The 14,777-nt window shown below is 54.0% G+C and carries 12 protein-coding genes and 2 pseudogenes; 10 read left to right on the forward strand and 4 right to left on the reverse strand.

The window, feature by feature from the left end; genetic code table 11:
* Positions 1–88 precede the first annotated feature (88 nt).
* The 4 genes and pseudogenes from KRAC_RS58800 to KRAC_RS58815 all read left to right on the forward strand — a co-directional run bounded on the left by KRAC_RS58800 (position 89) and on the right by KRAC_RS58815 (position 3,266).
* Positions 89–718 carry an IS607 family transposase gene (locus tag KRAC_RS58800; protein WP_007923251.1) on the forward strand — a complete coding sequence of 210 codons (630 nt, stop codon included), beginning with the start codon at positions 89–91 and terminating at the stop codon, positions 716–718.
* Positions 678–1,424, forward strand: a pseudogene (locus tag KRAC_RS58805) (RNA-guided endonuclease InsQ/TnpB family protein); the annotation flags it as partial. The gene KRAC_RS58800 and the pseudogene KRAC_RS58805, both read left to right, overlap by 41 nt.
* Before the next feature lie 12 nt (positions 1,425–1,436).
* On the forward strand, positions 1,437–1,709 hold the full coding sequence (locus KRAC_RS58810; protein WP_007923260.1) for a hypothetical protein: 273 nt from the start codon (positions 1,437–1,439) through the stop codon (positions 1,707–1,709).
* Positions 1,710–2,000: 291 nt separating this feature from the next.
* Positions 2,001–3,266: a PD-(D/E)XK nuclease family protein gene (locus tag KRAC_RS58815; protein WP_007923262.1), complete on the forward strand. Its 1,266-nt coding sequence runs from the start codon at positions 2,001–2,003 to the stop codon at positions 3,264–3,266.
* Here KRAC_RS58815 and KRAC_RS64810 read toward each other — a convergent pair.
* The gene (locus tag KRAC_RS64810; RefSeq protein WP_007923265.1) at positions 3,239–3,586 is read right to left on the reverse strand and encodes a DUF7007 domain-containing protein; all 348 of its coding nucleotides are present in this window, start codon (positions 3,584–3,586) and stop codon (positions 3,239–3,241) included. The two genes, KRAC_RS58815 and KRAC_RS64810, sit on opposite strands and share 28 nt — an antisense overlap.
* Before the next feature lie 277 nt (positions 3,587–3,863).
* On the opposite strand from KRAC_RS64810, the pseudogene KRAC_RS80690 reads away from it, so the two are divergent.
* The 5 genes and pseudogenes from KRAC_RS80690 to KRAC_RS58845 form a co-directional block, all read left to right on the forward strand.
* Positions 3,864–3,929: pseudogene (locus KRAC_RS80690) on the forward strand (zinc-ribbon domain-containing protein); the annotation flags it as partial.
* Between the two features lie 55 nt (positions 3,930–3,984).
* Positions 3,985–5,151 (forward strand): hypothetical protein, encoded by a 1,167-nt coding sequence (locus KRAC_RS58830; RefSeq protein ID WP_244422652.1) that lies wholly within the window; start codon positions 3,985–3,987, stop codon positions 5,149–5,151.
* 125 nt (positions 5,152–5,276) lie between these two features.
* Positions 5,277–6,815 (forward strand): spermidine synthase, encoded by a 1,539-nt coding sequence (locus KRAC_RS58835; RefSeq protein WP_007923273.1) that lies wholly within the window; start codon positions 5,277–5,279, stop codon positions 6,813–6,815.
* 108 nt (positions 6,816–6,923) lie between these two features.
* Positions 6,924–8,222: an adenylosuccinate synthase gene (locus tag KRAC_RS58840; RefSeq protein WP_007923275.1), complete on the forward strand. Its 1,299-nt coding sequence runs from the start codon at positions 6,924–6,926 to the stop codon at positions 8,220–8,222.
* A gap of 278 nt (positions 8,223–8,500) precedes the next feature.
* On the forward strand, positions 8,501–9,871 hold the full coding sequence (locus KRAC_RS58845) for an MFS transporter (protein ID WP_007923276.1): 1,371 nt from the start codon (positions 8,501–8,503) through the stop codon (positions 9,869–9,871).
* 59 nt (positions 9,872–9,930) lie between these two features.
* Here KRAC_RS58845 and rsmG read toward each other — a convergent pair whose 3' ends face one another.
* The 3 genes from rsmG to KRAC_RS58860 all read right to left on the reverse strand — a co-directional run bounded on the left by rsmG (position 9,931) and on the right by KRAC_RS58860 (position 12,757).
* Positions 9,931–10,638 carry a 16S rRNA (guanine(527)-N(7))-methyltransferase RsmG gene (gene rsmG, locus KRAC_RS58850; protein WP_040448618.1) on the reverse strand — a complete coding sequence of 236 codons (708 nt, stop codon included), beginning with the start codon at positions 10,636–10,638 and terminating at the stop codon, positions 9,931–9,933.
* A 25-nt stretch (positions 10,639–10,663) separates the two neighbouring features.
* The gene (locus KRAC_RS58855; protein WP_007923279.1) at positions 10,664–11,401 is read right to left on the reverse strand and encodes a TetR/AcrR family transcriptional regulator; all 738 of its coding nucleotides are present in this window, start codon (positions 11,399–11,401) and stop codon (positions 10,664–10,666) included.
* Between the two features lie 219 nt (positions 11,402–11,620).
* Positions 11,621–12,757, reverse strand: coding sequence for a transposase (locus KRAC_RS58860; RefSeq protein ID WP_007909372.1), 1,137 nt, complete (start codon positions 12,755–12,757; stop codon positions 11,621–11,623).
* Between the two features lie 492 nt (positions 12,758–13,249).
* On the opposite strand from KRAC_RS58860, the gene KRAC_RS58865 reads away from it, so the two are divergent.
* Entirely contained in the window at positions 13,250–14,674 is a 1,425-nt protein-coding gene (locus KRAC_RS58865; RefSeq protein WP_040448619.1) for a transposase, read from the forward strand.
* The last annotated feature ends 103 nt before the right edge of the window (positions 14,675–14,777 follow it).

Genomic DNA, 14,777 nt, shown 5'->3' on the forward strand with positions numbered 1-14,777 from the left:
TCTCCCGTACCATATATAAAATGAAAAGCAAAAAGGAGATCTGTACTAGGTATTGACAAAGTGAACGAAAGTGAATTAAAATCATTACATGTACTCAGTCGCACAGTTTGCCAAGCAGGTGGGTGTCAGCGTGAAAACCTTGCAGCGCTGGGATCGGGAAGGCCGTCTCAAAGCGAAACGAACCCTTTCTGGGCGTCGCTACTATGATGAGGCCGATCTGGCTACGGCGCTCAACCTTCCTCAACGGCCAGCCATACGCCGAACGGTGGCCTATTGCCGGGTGTCGAGCCCTGCTCAAAGACCGGACTTACAGAAACAACGGGCCACCTTAGAGAGCTACGCAGTCTCCAAGCACCTGGTGGTGGATGAGTGGATCATGGAAATCGGGGGCGGCCTCAATTTTGAGCGCAAACGGTTTCTCAGGCTCATAGACGCCATTGTCGTGGGAGAGGTTTCGTGCCTGCTCATCGCCCATCAGGATCGGCTGGCTCGCTTTGGCTTTGCTCTGATCAAGCATCTGTGCGAGACCCACCACACGGAATTGGTCGTGATGAACACCGAAACGCTCTCTCCCGAACAAGAGGTAGTGCAGGACTTGATGAGTATTGTCCACGGTTTTAGTTCACGATTGTACGGCCTCAGGAATTACCGCAAAGCCTTAGAGAAAACGCTCAAGGATGAAAACCGCGCACAAGATCCGGATGAATCCCACCCCTGAACAGGTGGAGTATCTCAAACGAGCCTGTGGAACAAGGCGCTTTATCTACAACTGGGGGCGGCAACAGTGGGAAAAGCAGTATCAGGCGTACAAGCTGGAACAAGAAACAGCCCCCGAAGAGCAGCGTGTGCTCACGCCTCCCAATGCGTTCGCGCTCAAAAAACAGTTCCACCAGATTCGGGAACAAGACTATCCCTGGACCTACCAGGTGACCAAATGTGTCGTAGAAGGAGCCTTCGCTGACCTCAAAAGCGCCTACGACAACTTCTTTGCGGGGCGAGCCAATTACCCCAAGTACAAGAAGAAAGGGAAGTCCCACGAAGCGTTTTATCTCTCCAATGATAAATTCACCTTGGGAAGCCATTGGATTGCCATTCCTGGCTTAGGGCGGTTCATCCTCGACCAGCGGCAGACCACAAAGGATCGAGGCAAGCTCAAACGCACACTCGGGACAGTCAACCTGGCAGAAAAGCTGCGCTTTGTCGAGGAGGGGAAAGCGACCGTTCCCACGAACAAGCGGAACAAGCGCAAGCAAGTGCTCTGTGAGTCCGTCAAGCTTCTGGGAGCCACTGTCTCCTGTGAAGCGGGCCACTGGTACGTTTCCATCCAGGTTGAGATCAAGCAACAGCGCTCTCCCACTCCTTCCCTTGTGGTCGGGGTGGACGTGGGCTTGAAGCAGGCTGCCGTGGTGTCTGAAGGTAGCAGATGATGCTTGCCTATGGAGGCTCGATTAGTAGGCCTAAAACAGGTTCCTTCCATCACAGAGGTAGCCAGTCGTGGCAACGAACTGCTTGGCAAAGAAGCTCCTGGCAATCCTAGCTATATCGTTGTCAAGATAACCCATGTCCAGGTGCTTCAGCAGCATGGTGGATATGATGCCCTGCTCCTGGTCGAAGTCGATCAACAGGAACCACTGAACCTGAAAGCCGCTGATGAGGAAGCCATTGTCGAGCTTACCTCAACGATTGATACCCCTGAAGAAAAGGCGTAGCAACACGTATGTGTTCGCTAGTATGGGAGGGAATGGGGCAAAGCCACAGACCTTACCCCACTCCCTCCCATACCCCATAAAGTGTGCAGGCGCCACAACCACCTTAGAAAAATCCTTTACAGCGCAATATCTATAGAATTTCACGATTTCATATCATACAAGCTAACAATTTTCCTTGCACTATCTATTTGAGATGGTTGACAAACTTAATAAATAAATGTATAGAATATAGAAGAGAAATAAATTGTAGTGTATCCTGGTATCGTCCCTCTAGATTCTACTGGGCGAGGCATGAAGCACACTACCAATACACTAAGCATTCTCACGGCTTCTCAGGCTGCAACGCAGCCTATTCCACAATATGTAAGTCTCAATTATGCGGATTTGTTTAAGATCCAACATATCCGCAATCCCTTCGTTCTTAATCCCGTCAGCTACTCAACCCTGGCCTCTTACCTTGAGTGCCCTTGCTGCTCCCTCGAACAACGGCGTAAACGGCGGCCAAAAGAACCCAAGCAGTTTACCATGGTCCGCCAGCAAGGCCTTTTTTCAGGGGGCGAACCTGATCCCCGCCTGGTTGGTACCCTTCTCCATACACTCATCAACCTGCTCCATGACCCCAAAGGCACACTCTCTGAAGAACAACAGGCCTCCCTCCTCACCCACCCCTCCGAACTCGTTGATTTTCTCCATACCGAGGCACTCAGCGCGCTACAGGCAGCGGGCAAGCTCCGTCTGGCCATGTTTTATGCAGAGCTTTGCGCGCATGAAGGGCGCTTCTATACCCTTATCATCCATCCCCTTTTACTCTATCAACGCGAACTCGCGATCACTGGCGCCACCGTTCTGGCAACATCGGAACGCTTCCAGCTAAAACTGCTCTCAACCAGGCATACCTTCGAGGGCCATACAGATTGGGGAGGCCATGTAGGGCTGGTCGGCGAGTTCGACCAGGTACGCATGCTACGCCTGGAACAGGGTGGATCTGTAAGTCAGAGACCCGCCATCATTGAGTTTAAGAAGGGGCTGGGAGTGCGCAAGCGAAAAGACGAGCCGCTACCAGGCCTCTTTGCGGGCCTGGCTGAAAAGCAGGAGCGAGACGAGAAATATGCAGCCAAAGTGCAACCAAATGAGTTTCACGCTATGCAATTGATGGTCTACTGGCTCGCATTCCAGACCCGCTGGAATGTGCTTGACTATATCAAGACCGAGAAAGGCATGCTTGAGGACATTCGTATGTCCTTGTATCAGGAACTAGATCTCATCATTTACAACCTCAATGATAGTTGCCAGTACCGTCTCTGTCCAACCAACTTTCAAAGCGCGTTACAAGCCATGACCAACTGTATTTTCTATCTCGACTGGGCGCTTAAAAGCGGCTATGCTGTGCAAGCACTAGATCATGACTGCGCCAAAACAAGGCCGTTGGCAGTCCCCAACCCTCGCATACACGTTGGGAACGCCATGCTCACCTCAGAAGAATGCTACGCGCACGCCCAGGCCTCGTTCGCCGCCTTCAAAAATACCATTCAATGGGAGGCGTCTTCATTCAGATAGCGCTTCTTTATGGCCTTCTCGCCTACAAAATAGTCTGGATAACGCAGGCGTAAGGCGTCTTCAGCCAGCTTTGCGCTGAGCTCTTCTTCAATCCAGGGATAGAGCTGGGGCTGCTCATAAAACACCACCATCATGGCATGCTCTTGCTCGAAAGCGAGAAAGTCATTCCAGGGCATCCCAATACGACATGCCCTGGTACTGAGCAACGCTTGCGCACGCTCCTTCTCTATCAGGAGACCAGCATGTATCGCCGTTGTAACCCAGTATACGCCCTCATCAAGCTGCTGTTTTGTCTGGGCTTTTCCCCATGGGGTGTGCATTGCATCTTTCCCTCATCAACACATAAATAACATCATACAGCCTTCGCGCCCTTCATCATAAACCTTGCAAGTAAGCTGTATTTAGATAGCAAACAGAAATAAGATCATAAAAAGAGCCTTACAGAAAGAATCGGGGACTGCTCTATAGTCTAGCATATCCAGCACAGTTTTTGTGGCTAGCAGCAATGCCATTGTACAGATGAAAGCAAATACGCTATAATGAGCGCCAAGAATACCCGGTCCAAATTCAGAGAATTCCAGGAGCGAGGATATCACCATGAGATGTTCCAGGTGTGGCAATGAGGTAAGCCAGGAGGAGGTCTATTGTGGACAGTGCGGGGCGGCAGTGAGGTCCAGCGCGACAAGATTGACAAATTCCAATCCCTCAAATGCAAACCATGATACCTACCACACACAACTGCCATTTGAATCAAACCCATCCCAACCATTGCGTTCGGGATTACTCTCGCAGTCCGGTCTACGGCCCACACCACTACCCATCAACACCGAATTCAGTCTCTGAATCCGGCATTCCATATCCCCCTGGAACCGGGGCGCTACCATCGTCAGGACAGCAACAGCAGACGGGCTTCTATCGCGATGCCACGGAGGCCATGTCAGCGCTTCCGGGGCAGGAGTACCAACAGCCCGTTCCCCACACACCAATGTTCTTAGGTGGGCAGCCAGTAGCCCCAAATCCTACTCAGCCCCCTCCTGGCTCTCACCCGTCTCAGTTTCGCCAGCAAAACTCCACTCATTTAGGAGGGGCGAGCAGTCCCGGAGGCTATTCAGAGCCGCGTAGTGGCGGTTACTATGCGAATCAGACGCAGTTCAATCCAACACCAGCACTGCCCCCACGCACAGGCAACAGCAATACCCCGCTGTTTATCGCCCTGGCTTGCGCGGGACTGGTACTTGTCTGCATTGTTGGGCTTATAGCCGTTTTTGCCAATCAGGGCTCGCATCCAGGTCCAGGCGCACAGGTAACAGCGACGGTGACCAAGGCACCCACGCCCGCACCCACGCCGTCTCCTGCACCCAGCCCGATGCCCAGTCCCACACCTGCGGTAACGGTCACACCGCCTCCCAACCCGGGCTTTGCCTGGTGCGACGCGCAGTGTAAAGCCTTTAGCTTCGCGACCCAGTATCCTGCGGGCTGGTCTGTCACTCCCGCCGCCAATGCAGCGGGCATACAGTTCACCAATCCTGGGGCACCAGATCAGTTCACGTCTTATAAGTCAGCCCAGGCGACAGCGTCTTCCGCTAGTGACATGGCTGGCGCCGATCTCCAGACCAATTTTGGTGCCAAACCCGGCTATACGCCACCGTCGAGCATTAGCGCGACTACCATTGGCGGTGAGACCTGGGTCCAGGCGATAGCCTATTATCAATCAGATCAGAATCCAGCCGCGCGCGAACGTGTGGTTATCTACTCCACCAATCACAATGGCAAAAATTATATTATTGAACAGCAAGCACAGGACGACCTGTTTGATGCCCTCAATGGCCAGGCCTTCGCTCCTATGCTCAGTACATTTCAGTTCGCTAATCCACCTGCGGCATAGTAAGATCTTATTCCGAAACCCAACCCCCCATTCGGAGGGGCAAGCGCCACTTGCGTGTCTAGCGCTTCGCGCTCAGGGTTTTCGGAGAAGAAGTAAGCAGCATAGAAGGAAAAGGTAGCAGCAGTTTGAAAAGGTCCTTTTTTATCATCCTAATCTTTATCAGCGGCATGACCAGCCTGGGGCTGGAGATGTGCGCATCGCGTCTCCTGGGCGCGTATTTTGGCAGTTCGCTCTATATCTGGGCGGTCCTGATCGGGCTGATCTTGATCTATCTCACCACCGGGTATTTCCTGGGTGGGCGCGTGGCTGACCGCTATCCCTCTGAGCGCGTACTCTGCCTGATTACCGGCAGCGCCGCGGTCGCCACGGCCTTGATTCCCTTTATCAGTCAAAGTGTGCTCTCATGGTCGGTTGATGCCATTGAGCATATCTCCGTCAGCGCCTTCCTCGGCTCGCTCCTGGGAACCGTCCTGCTCTTCGCCATTCCTGTGACCCTGCTGGGCCTCGTCTCACCGCTTGCTATCCGCCTGGTCACCAGTGATGTCAAACGTAGCGGGCGCATCAGCGGCTCGCTCTATGCCATCTCGACCTGCGGCAGCATCCTGGGTTCCTTCTTGCCTGTGCTCTGGCTTATTCCTACCTTTGGTGTGCGCCGCACCTTCCTGATCTTTGCCGCGCTGCTCTTTGCCGCCTCGCTCTGGGGCCTCTGGCAGATGCAGCCCCGACCCCTCTGGCGCCCCCTGGCGGTAATCATACAAGCCACCCTGATCGGGACGCTTCTGATGCAGTTGGGACCCTTGAAGCAAATTCCTAATCTGATCTACCATCAGGAATCACTTTACAACTATATCCAGGTTGTTCAGCAACCAGATGGCACACGCCAGCTCATTCTCAATGAGGGACAGGCCATTCACTCGGTCTATTACCCCGATAAGACGCACGTTCTGACCGGCTGGTACTGGGATTACTTTCTCGCTGCTCCCTACTTCAATAAAGGCTTTACGCCTGATAAATTGCATCGTGTGGGCATTATTGGCCTGGCAGGCGGGACCATCGCGCACCAGTTTACCCAGGTATATGGCCCGGTCCCCATCGATGGCGTTGAGATTGATCCCGCGATCGTAGACGTGGGGCGTAAATATTTCGACATGAATGAGCCCAATCTGCATGTGCATGTACAGGATGGGCGGCCCTATATCGCCACCACGCACGAGACCTATGATGAAGTCGTCGTCGACGCCTTTCAGCAGCCCTATATTCCCTTTCAGCTTACCACTAAAGAGTTCTTCAGCCAGGTACGCAGCCATCTCTCTCCCCAGGGAGTCGTCACATTGAACACAGGACATACACAGACCGACTATCGTCTGGTACAATCTATTGTAGCTACTATGAGCACGGTATACCCAAGCGTGTATGTGTTCAATGTACCAAATACATTCAACACGGTCGTCATGGCAACGATGCAACCCACCTCAATGGAGACGTTTCGAGCGCAGCTCTCTCAAGTCGATCCATCTACCACGCTAGGACAGGTCGCCAATGAAGTCCTGCCCGTCGTCCAAAAAGGGCAGCCAGGTAATGGGGTCGTCTTCACCGACGACCGCGCACCGATTGAGGAGCTTACTGACCAACTCTTGCTCAGCTATATTCAGGGACAACCCTGATGAGTATTGACAGTTACTGGAGCGTAATGTAAGGTAACACGGGCAAGCGTTGCGCATACCAGTTTTTGTTTGCGAGAGACTCAAAGAAAGCAAAGAGGAAACATCACTATGGTGGCAGTTGCAATTATTGGAGCACAATGGGGAGACGAAGGCAAAGGCAAGATCATTGATGAACTTTCGATGAAGGCCGATTTTGTCGTGCGTTACCAGGGAGGAACCAATGCAGGTCACCGCGTGGTTCATGAGAAAGGCGAGTTTTCCTTCCAGATTGTGCCTTCCGGCATTCTCTACCCCAACGCGACCTGTATCATTGGCAATGGCGTGGTCGTCGATCCCAAGGCCTTAATCCAGGAAATGGAGACCCTACAAAGCCAGGGCATAGATATTTCTCGCCTCTACATTAGCGAGCGTGCCCACCTGGTTATGCCCTATCATTTTGTGCTTGATCGCCTGGAGGAAGAGGCTCGCGGCAGCGAGGTCGTTGACAACACCTATCGTGGCATGGGACCCGCCTACGTCGACAAACATGCTCGCAATGGTATCCGCATGGCCGACCTGCTGGATGTCGACGCCTTCCGCGCCAAGCTTGCGACTATTCTCCAGCAGAAGAACCGCATGATCACTCAGATCTACGGTCAGCCTCCCCTCTCACTGGAAGAGATTCATGGAGAATATTTTGCCTATGGGCAGCGCCTCTATGCCCACATAGCCGACACGCAACAGATGCTCCAGGAGGCGCTAGAAGCGCAAAAGATTATTCTGCTGGAGGGCGCACAGGGAGCGCTCCTCGATGTTGACTTTGGCACCTACCCCTTCGTCTCCTTCTCCTCCACCATGGCGGCAAACGCCACCGTTGGCGCCGGGCTACCACCTCGCTCTATTGATCGCATCATCGGGATCTACAAAGCCTACACCACGCGTATTGGCAGCGGGCCGCTCCCAACCGGTCTCTTTGACGATATCGGCCAGATTCTGCGCGAACGCGGCCATGAGTATGGCACACGCTCAGGGCGCGCCCGGCGCTGTGGCTGGTTCGACTCCGTTGCCGGGCGCTACGTTGCACAACTCAACAGCCTGGACTCAGCCATTATTACCAAGCTCGATGTCCTGGATACGTTCCCCATCATCAAAATCTGCACCGCCTATAACTTGCGCGGGCAAATCATCCATACCCCCCCTGCAACGCTCAACGACCTGGCCGCCTGCGAACCTATCTACGAAGAGATCCCTGGCTGGCAGACCAGCACCACCAATATCAATACCTATGAAGAGCTGCCCGCCGAAGCCAAAGCCTATCTCAAGCGCCTGGAAGAACTCCTGGAGACGCCGGTCAGTATGGTCTCGGTTAGCCCACAGCGAGGGAGAACCATTCAGCTACAAGATGTGCTTGAATCCACGTCCCGCTAACAATCTGGCCCTGCTCCCTCTCACAGCTCCTGGCGCATAGGGAGCAAGGCCCAACCCCCAACCACGTGGCAAAATAATGGCTCCCCCCACCTGGCAATAGGGCGCACAATACTCTATATGAGCTGGCTTGTCACGTACACGAATTTAAGTGCAAACGAAAAAGGGGAGCAACTCTATTTTGCACACGATTTCGTCTATGTCCGCAAAAATCAATGATAGAAATATCATACTTCTCGCTCCAATTAAACTGCATATAAGATCACAAAGAGGTATTTTATATGCAAAAAACGAGAAATCACCTATTTCGCCTGTTACCCATTACGGATACGCGCCTGGTCATCTGGGCACGCGCGTTACGCACCTTTGGCTACGGCTTTACCAGTGTTCTGTTGGGTGTGTCTCTGACGGATGCTGGTCTTTCACCGCTAAACGTTGGCATCTTGCTCACTGTCGCGGCCCTTGGCTCAATCGCCTTTAGTTGCATGATGGGGCTCTACGCCGATCGTCTTGGTCGCAAGCGGCTGCTCATTCTCTCAGCCTTACTGATGATGCTCACCGGTATGGTATTTGCCGCAACCCAGTATTACCCTCTCCTACTGATTGCCTCCTTCTGTGGCACTATCTCGCCTTCAACCAATGATAATACGCCCTTCAGTGGCGTTGAACAAGCGATTCTGGCCCAGTCGGCCTCTACAAAACGCTATACCTCCCTGTATACCTACTATAACCTGACGGCTCAGCTAGCCGGTGCGCTGGGAGGATTGCTTGTGGGTATCAGCAGCGTCCTCTCGCCTCTGGGCATTAGCGAACACATGAGTACACATGGCCTGTTCGCGCTCTATGGGCTGCTGGCTGGCTGTACAGCCCTGCTCTTCCTGCGTCTCTCGCCCAAAGCCGAGCTAGCGCTTGAGCAGAAATATACGCAGAAATTGGATAAACAGGGCGAACATACCCAACTTCTCTATAAACCACGTGTACGCAAAGTTGTAATCCTGCTCCTGACCCTGTTTGCCTTCGATTCTTTCGCCGGTGGACTTGCAGTGCAGACCATGCTCTCACTGTGGTTTCGCCAGCATTTCGGTGCCTCACTCGGCTCCCTTGGAATGCTCTTCTTTGGCGTCAACATGTTCGCGGCCCTCTCACTTATCTTCGCTCCCTACCTGACAAAACGCCACGGCCTGCTGAAGACCATGCTCGTGCCCCATTTCATTTCGAATGTCTTTCTGCTCCTGGTCGCCTGTATGCCGACCTACTTCCTGGCCGCGCTCTGCCTGCTCCTACGCCAGTCGCTCTCAAAAATCGATGTGCCAGCCCGCCAGGCGTTTACCGCCGCCCTGGTCACGCCCGAGGAGCGCACATCCACCGCCAGCTTCGCGACCGTGGCCCGGAGCACAGCCGTGGCGCTCAGTCCCCTCGCCGCGAGCGCGCTCATGGTTGGTCCGCTCCTCGCGCTGGGCCTGCCCATCCTCCTGGCCAGTTGCCTGGAGATTGGCTATGACTTCACAATGTGGCAAACCTTCAAGCGTGTTACCTTACAAAGCGACACGGTGCTCGCTATCAGCACAATTACTATCCCACCGAGCAAAGTTCCAACCATTAGCGAGATCGAGATTCTGCCCAGTGGAGATGCGCCCGCCCTCTCAAGATAATTAAAATGATGGTATCATGACACTCTGCAATATTACAACTGAAAGCACGGTGTCACGACCTAACCCAGTGGGCGCTTAGCCATGGCGGCACCACTGCGTGGATACTGTTCAGGACAGCGCTTCTGCTGGCGCCAGGTGAGCAAACGACGCCCATCATTGATACCAGGGAGATCTACTACCGTATCCGCCTCCAGGACTGCTCCTACCTGGGCCGCAGCGCGCTTCCCCTGCGCCATCTCATCCTGCAGCTCGCCCTTCTTCGGCAAAATAATGGCTCCCCCCACCCGGCAATAGGGCGCACAATACTCTAGCAAGGCCGGAAGCGCCGCCACAGCGCGTGCCGTCACCAGGTCAAACGCCGAGCGATAGGCTGCCTTCTGCCCAAGCTCCTCGGCACGTCCATGAATGACCTCGACATGCTCCAGCTCCAACACGTCAACCATATGGCGCAGAAAGGTGACCTTCTTATTGGTGGCCTCAACCAGGGTCACCCGCCAGCGTGGGCGCGCCATCTTCAGCGGCAAACCGGGAAAGCCCGGTCCCGTGCCAATATCGAGCAGCGTAGTGGCCTCATCCTGAGGGTAGATAGCTAACAGCGAGAGCGAGTCCAGGAAGTGTTTGGTCATTACCTCTTCCGGATCCTTAATGGCCGTTAGATTGAAGCGTGTATTCCACTCCAGTAACTCCTGGCGGTAGCGCAAAAACGCCGCCTCCAGCTCTCCACTCAACCCCAACCTCTGCAAGCCTTCTTGAAAAACATTTGTCATAGTTAAGACTTCTATTCCTGTTTGATTATTCGCCATATTCACCTGGAAAAGTATACTGGCCCCCCTGCGACAATGCAAGATCCTCTTCCCATCCAAGTAATGGCCCGACAATTTGAACAAACCGGGCAACAACTTGAGCCGCCCAGGGGAGCCGTAAGAGCGGGCGGAGACGCCCCAGCAACTCATGGACGAACTTCAAAAGCTCTTGTGTTCGCTGAGTCCCCTTACTCAGATCCTGTAACCAGAACAGTACTAGGGCCAGTTGCAACCCGTAGAGCAGAGTGGCCAGGTCATCCGCCTGTGAGGCGCGCGGGGCATCTCTCGCCTCAGAGACCAGGATAAGATAGCTCGCTCTCGCCCGGCGACGAACCTCCGCCCCCTCTACGCCAAAGACACCTGCGCGTGAGAGCGGATTTAAAGCGGCCCCAGATAGCGCCACCAGGGTCAAGCGATGTGGGGCCATTATCACCAGCAACTCGCGCATCAGGTGGCGAAAACGGTCCGCGATAGATGCGGCAGGCAACAAACGTACCTGTTCTTCCAATTGGGTCGCCAGCCACTGATACAGCTCCAGGACCAACTCCTCTTTGCTGGCAAAGTACCGGTATGCCAGCCCTAGTGAGCAGTTTGCCGCCGCCGCGATATCTCGCATGGTCGTCTGATCGTAACCTTTGGTAGCAAACAGATGTAACGCGGTATCAACAATACGCTGCCGCGTTAAAGCTGCTTTCTGGGTCAACTTACCTACCTCAGATGATTCCATGATTTCCTCCTGCAAACAAGGGTGCAGGCTAACCGTGCCCCCAGCACCCTTGACAGTAGCATATCGCATTTGCTAAACTTATCACAAGTGAACATTGTTCATTTTTAGAGTACACGCATTTACAGAGAACGGCCCAGAAAGCCCCGTTCTTTCTAAGACGGGGATGAATGGGCGTTCCTTATCTGGGGCAGGGGTGGAGGCCTCTCTCCCTGACACATTTTAAAAACGTAGCGAAAAGCGCCATCCAGAAGCATGTTTGCGGAAAGGGAGGCAGTGAACCAGGTCAGCTGGGTTGCTTGTTCGACGCAGAATATCCAACAGCCAGAGGCGTCCGAGACGAAAGATGCCTTTGTCACGCCGATCAGTACGATCAAAACGATCTCGTTTGCCATGATGCATGCACGAGGCAGCCAAATGACTGACCCACCACATCGCCAGAAAAAGCGCCAGCAGCAAACGATTGAGGCGAGCTTCTTCCTTGACCAAACTGGCTTCCAATGTCCAGCCGCGACGTTTGCTGTCCTGAAAGGTTGACTCAACACGCATGCGTAATGCATACTCGTTCACACGCCGTTTGCCGGCTTTCAGGTCGGAAATCAGGATCCAGCCTTCCTCGCAATCGGGCATCCAACAGGCACTCACGTAGGTTTCGATCGTGTCCTCTTTCCAGACTTTTGCCCATCCATACCATTGCTGTCCCCTTTTGTGCACAAATGCATCAAAACGGGACCAGGAACTCCAAGCGTCGCCCATCTTGCGCTGACAGGTATGTTCTTTCGAGACACGTAACAGATAGTGCCACTTGCGATCGCGACAGAGCTTGACCAATGGGAAACCTGCCAAGCCTCGATCCGCGAGCAAGGTGCAATCCGTCCCGGTCAGATGCAGGATGGTGCGATCCAGCAGCCGTGCCACAATGCTCCATTGTTTCTCTTCCCATTTCTCTTGAGCTGGCATCACTGCCCATGCGACGGGCAAGACCCGTGAATGCACGAGCAGCCCCAGATAGACGATGGTTGCATCGTCGCGAAATGGCGTGCAATCCAGCACGAACCGCAGCGACTTCCCGCGCCAGAATACCAATACCTGCGATAAAAAATCGTCCCAGACGTTCGTGACCACGACCCGATCATTGGCGAGAAAACGGGCAAGCCTCCGTTCGATGCTGGTCATCTTCGCTGGATCGATACCATGCAAACTGATACCTTCGGCCACTCGTTGCAGCACAGCATTTCCTGTGAACACGATGCCGATGACAAACAAGGCAAGCGTTTTCTTTTGATGCCCATGGATCTTTGGAAACAACTCCTTGACTTGAGCGCTCCATCGTTCCCATAATACAGCGGATGCATCCATTGAGGCCGTTCCTCCGAGAATGATTTTTGCTTTCTTCTCTTTGGACGGTCTCTTTTTCTGCTCGCTTCCTCTCTAGCTAAAATGTGTCAGGGAGAGAGGGGGTGGAGGCAGGAACCTCTTCGTGTTCGCTTTGTTGTTGAATAGATCGTGCGATGATTCCACTGCTGACATTGCCTGCGGTCGAGAGGAAAGAAGGACGTCACAGCCACGTCGTCGAGTTACCGGAAGAAGACGGCACAGAAAGAAGAGCTTCGTAGCGTGTGAAAGTTGAGCCAGAACAAGGGACGGGACTGCTGCCCGTCCTTTTCTGAGGAGATGTACCGCATCGGAAGGGAGAGCACATCATGAAGCGAGCCCGCGACACCGACCTTTCTTCTCGAATTACCTCTCCAGGTCGATTGGAGCCAGGAACGCCAGGTACGCGCACACCTGGAAGCGGCCCGGTGTCTGTATAATGCTCTCCTTGATGAGGCCATGAAGCGGCTGAGAGGTATGCGCAATGATCCAGCGTGGGCACAAGCTTGCGCTATCCCTCGCTCCAAGAAACAGGAACGGGCACAGGCGTTTTCTACTCTGCGCAAAAAATACCGCTTCTCAGAATACGAGATGCATGAGTATACCAAACAAGCCCGTGTCTCGTGGATCGCTGATCATATCGATAGTACGATGGCCCAAACGCTTGCCACCCGCGCCTATCAAGCCGCCAATCGCGTCTGTGTCGGAAAAGCCAAACGGGTGCGTTTCCGCAGCAAAGGACGAGGCATCGATAGCGTAGAGGGCAAGCGCAATGATACCGGCATGCACTTTGTGCTGGACCCCAATGCAGGCGATGGTGGCTTTCTCATCTGGAATGCAGAGGTCATCCCAGCCATCATCGATTGGCTTGACCCGGTGGTGCAGCATGGCATGCGCCACCGCATGAAATATGTGCGTCTGGTCCGCCGCAAAGCATCGTCACCGCAAGCGCAGGGAACCGACAAAGACGGCAACCGCTATTACGTGCAACTGGTGTTAGAAGGCCGCGCGTTCGTCAAGCCCAGGCATGAGGAAGTGGGCAAAGACATCATCGGCCTGGATATTGGCCCATCCACACTGGCAATGGTGCCACGAGAAGGCAAAGCCGATCTGGTCACGTTCTGCGAGGAAGTAGCACCTGATACCAGAAAAAAGCGCCGATTGCAGCGCAAGATGGATCGACAGCGCCGTGCCAATAATCCTGAAAATTATGACGAAAAGGGACGTGTGAAAAAAGGTCGCTTGCGCTGGAAAGAGAGTAAGCGGTATAAGGCGACCAGGCGACAGCATGCCAACACCGAGCGCAAACTAGCCGCGCACCGCAAGAGTCTGCATGGCAATCTCGCTCATCGCATTGCACAGATAGGCACCACGATCACTCTAGAAAAGACTTCATTCAAAGCCTGGCAAAAACAGTATGGTCGGAGCATCGGACTTCGGGCACCGGGGGTGTTTATAGTGCATTTGACTCGCATAGTTGCAAAAACTGGCGGCACCCTGTACGAAGTTCCTGCATCATCGACCAAACTGTCTCAATATTGCCATCAGTGTCGGCAGTATCACAAGAAGCCGCTTTCACAGCGCTGGCACAAATGCCCCTGCAGCTTCGGGCCAGTGCAGCGTGATCTCTATTCGGCCTTCTTGCTGGCCTACCTGGAACCGGAGCAAACCATTCCCTCCGTCAACCAGCACGTCTGGGAAGGTGCGGAGCCGCGCCTGAGAGCCGTGATGGAGGATCTACAACAACGTGCGAATGAGGGGCAGCACTTGCCCCGAAGCATGGGCGTAGTGGCTCGGCGCAAGAGCGGAGCTGCCCGTGCCAGAGCGCGTCGGCTCGAAAGTCCTGCCTATCCCCGCCAAGAGCTGGTTTCTCCTTCGGGGGAGATCGGAAACGGTGGGTGAGGAACAGGAACCTCCGTGCCTTTAGGCCGGAGAGGTCTCAGAAAGGAATCTGGGTCGCCTGAGAGGTATTCTCTCCCATCATTCCACATAGAAGGGTTCGATT

Source organism: Ktedonobacter racemifer DSM 44963 (genome assembly GCF_000178855.1).
GTDB lineage: Bacteria > Chloroflexota > Ktedonobacteria > Ktedonobacterales > Ktedonobacteraceae > Ktedonobacter > Ktedonobacter racemifer.

Excerpts from the sequence above, each read along its gene's own strand:
- KRAC_RS58860 (WP_007909372.1), bottom strand. The coding sequence starts at position 12,757 with ATGGATGCATCCGCTGTATTATGGGAACGATGGAGCGCTCAAGTCAAG.
- KRAC_RS58810 (WP_007923260.1), top strand. The coding sequence starts at position 1,437 with ATGGAGGCTCGATTAGTAGGCCTAAAACAGGTTCCTTCCATCACAGAG.
- KRAC_RS58815 (WP_007923262.1), top strand. The coding sequence starts at position 2,001 with ATGAAGCACACTACCAATACACTAAGCATTCTCACGGCTTCTCAGGCT.
- KRAC_RS58855 (WP_007923279.1), bottom strand. The coding sequence starts at position 11,401 with ATGGAATCATCTGAGGTAGGTAAGTTGACCCAGAAAGCAGCTTTAACG.
- KRAC_RS64810 (WP_007923265.1), bottom strand. The coding sequence starts at position 3,586 with ATGCACACCCCATGGGGAAAAGCCCAGACAAAACAGCAGCTTGATGAG.
- KRAC_RS58840 (WP_007923275.1), top strand. The coding sequence starts at position 6,924 with ATGGTGGCAGTTGCAATTATTGGAGCACAATGGGGAGACGAAGGCAAA.
- KRAC_RS58830 (WP_244422652.1), top strand. The coding sequence starts at position 3,985 with ATGATACCTACCACACACAACTGCCATTTGAATCAAACCCATCCCAAC.
- KRAC_RS58865 (WP_040448619.1), top strand. The coding sequence starts at position 13,250 with ATGCGCAATGATCCAGCGTGGGCACAAGCTTGCGCTATCCCTCGCTCC.
- KRAC_RS58845 (WP_007923276.1), top strand. The coding sequence starts at position 8,501 with ATGCAAAAAACGAGAAATCACCTATTTCGCCTGTTACCCATTACGGAT.
- KRAC_RS58800 (WP_007923251.1), top strand. The coding sequence starts at position 89 with ATGTACTCAGTCGCACAGTTTGCCAAGCAGGTGGGTGTCAGCGTGAAA.
- rsmG (WP_040448618.1), bottom strand. The coding sequence starts at position 10,638 with ATGACAAATGTTTTTCAAGAAGGCTTGCAGAGGTTGGGGTTGAGTGGA.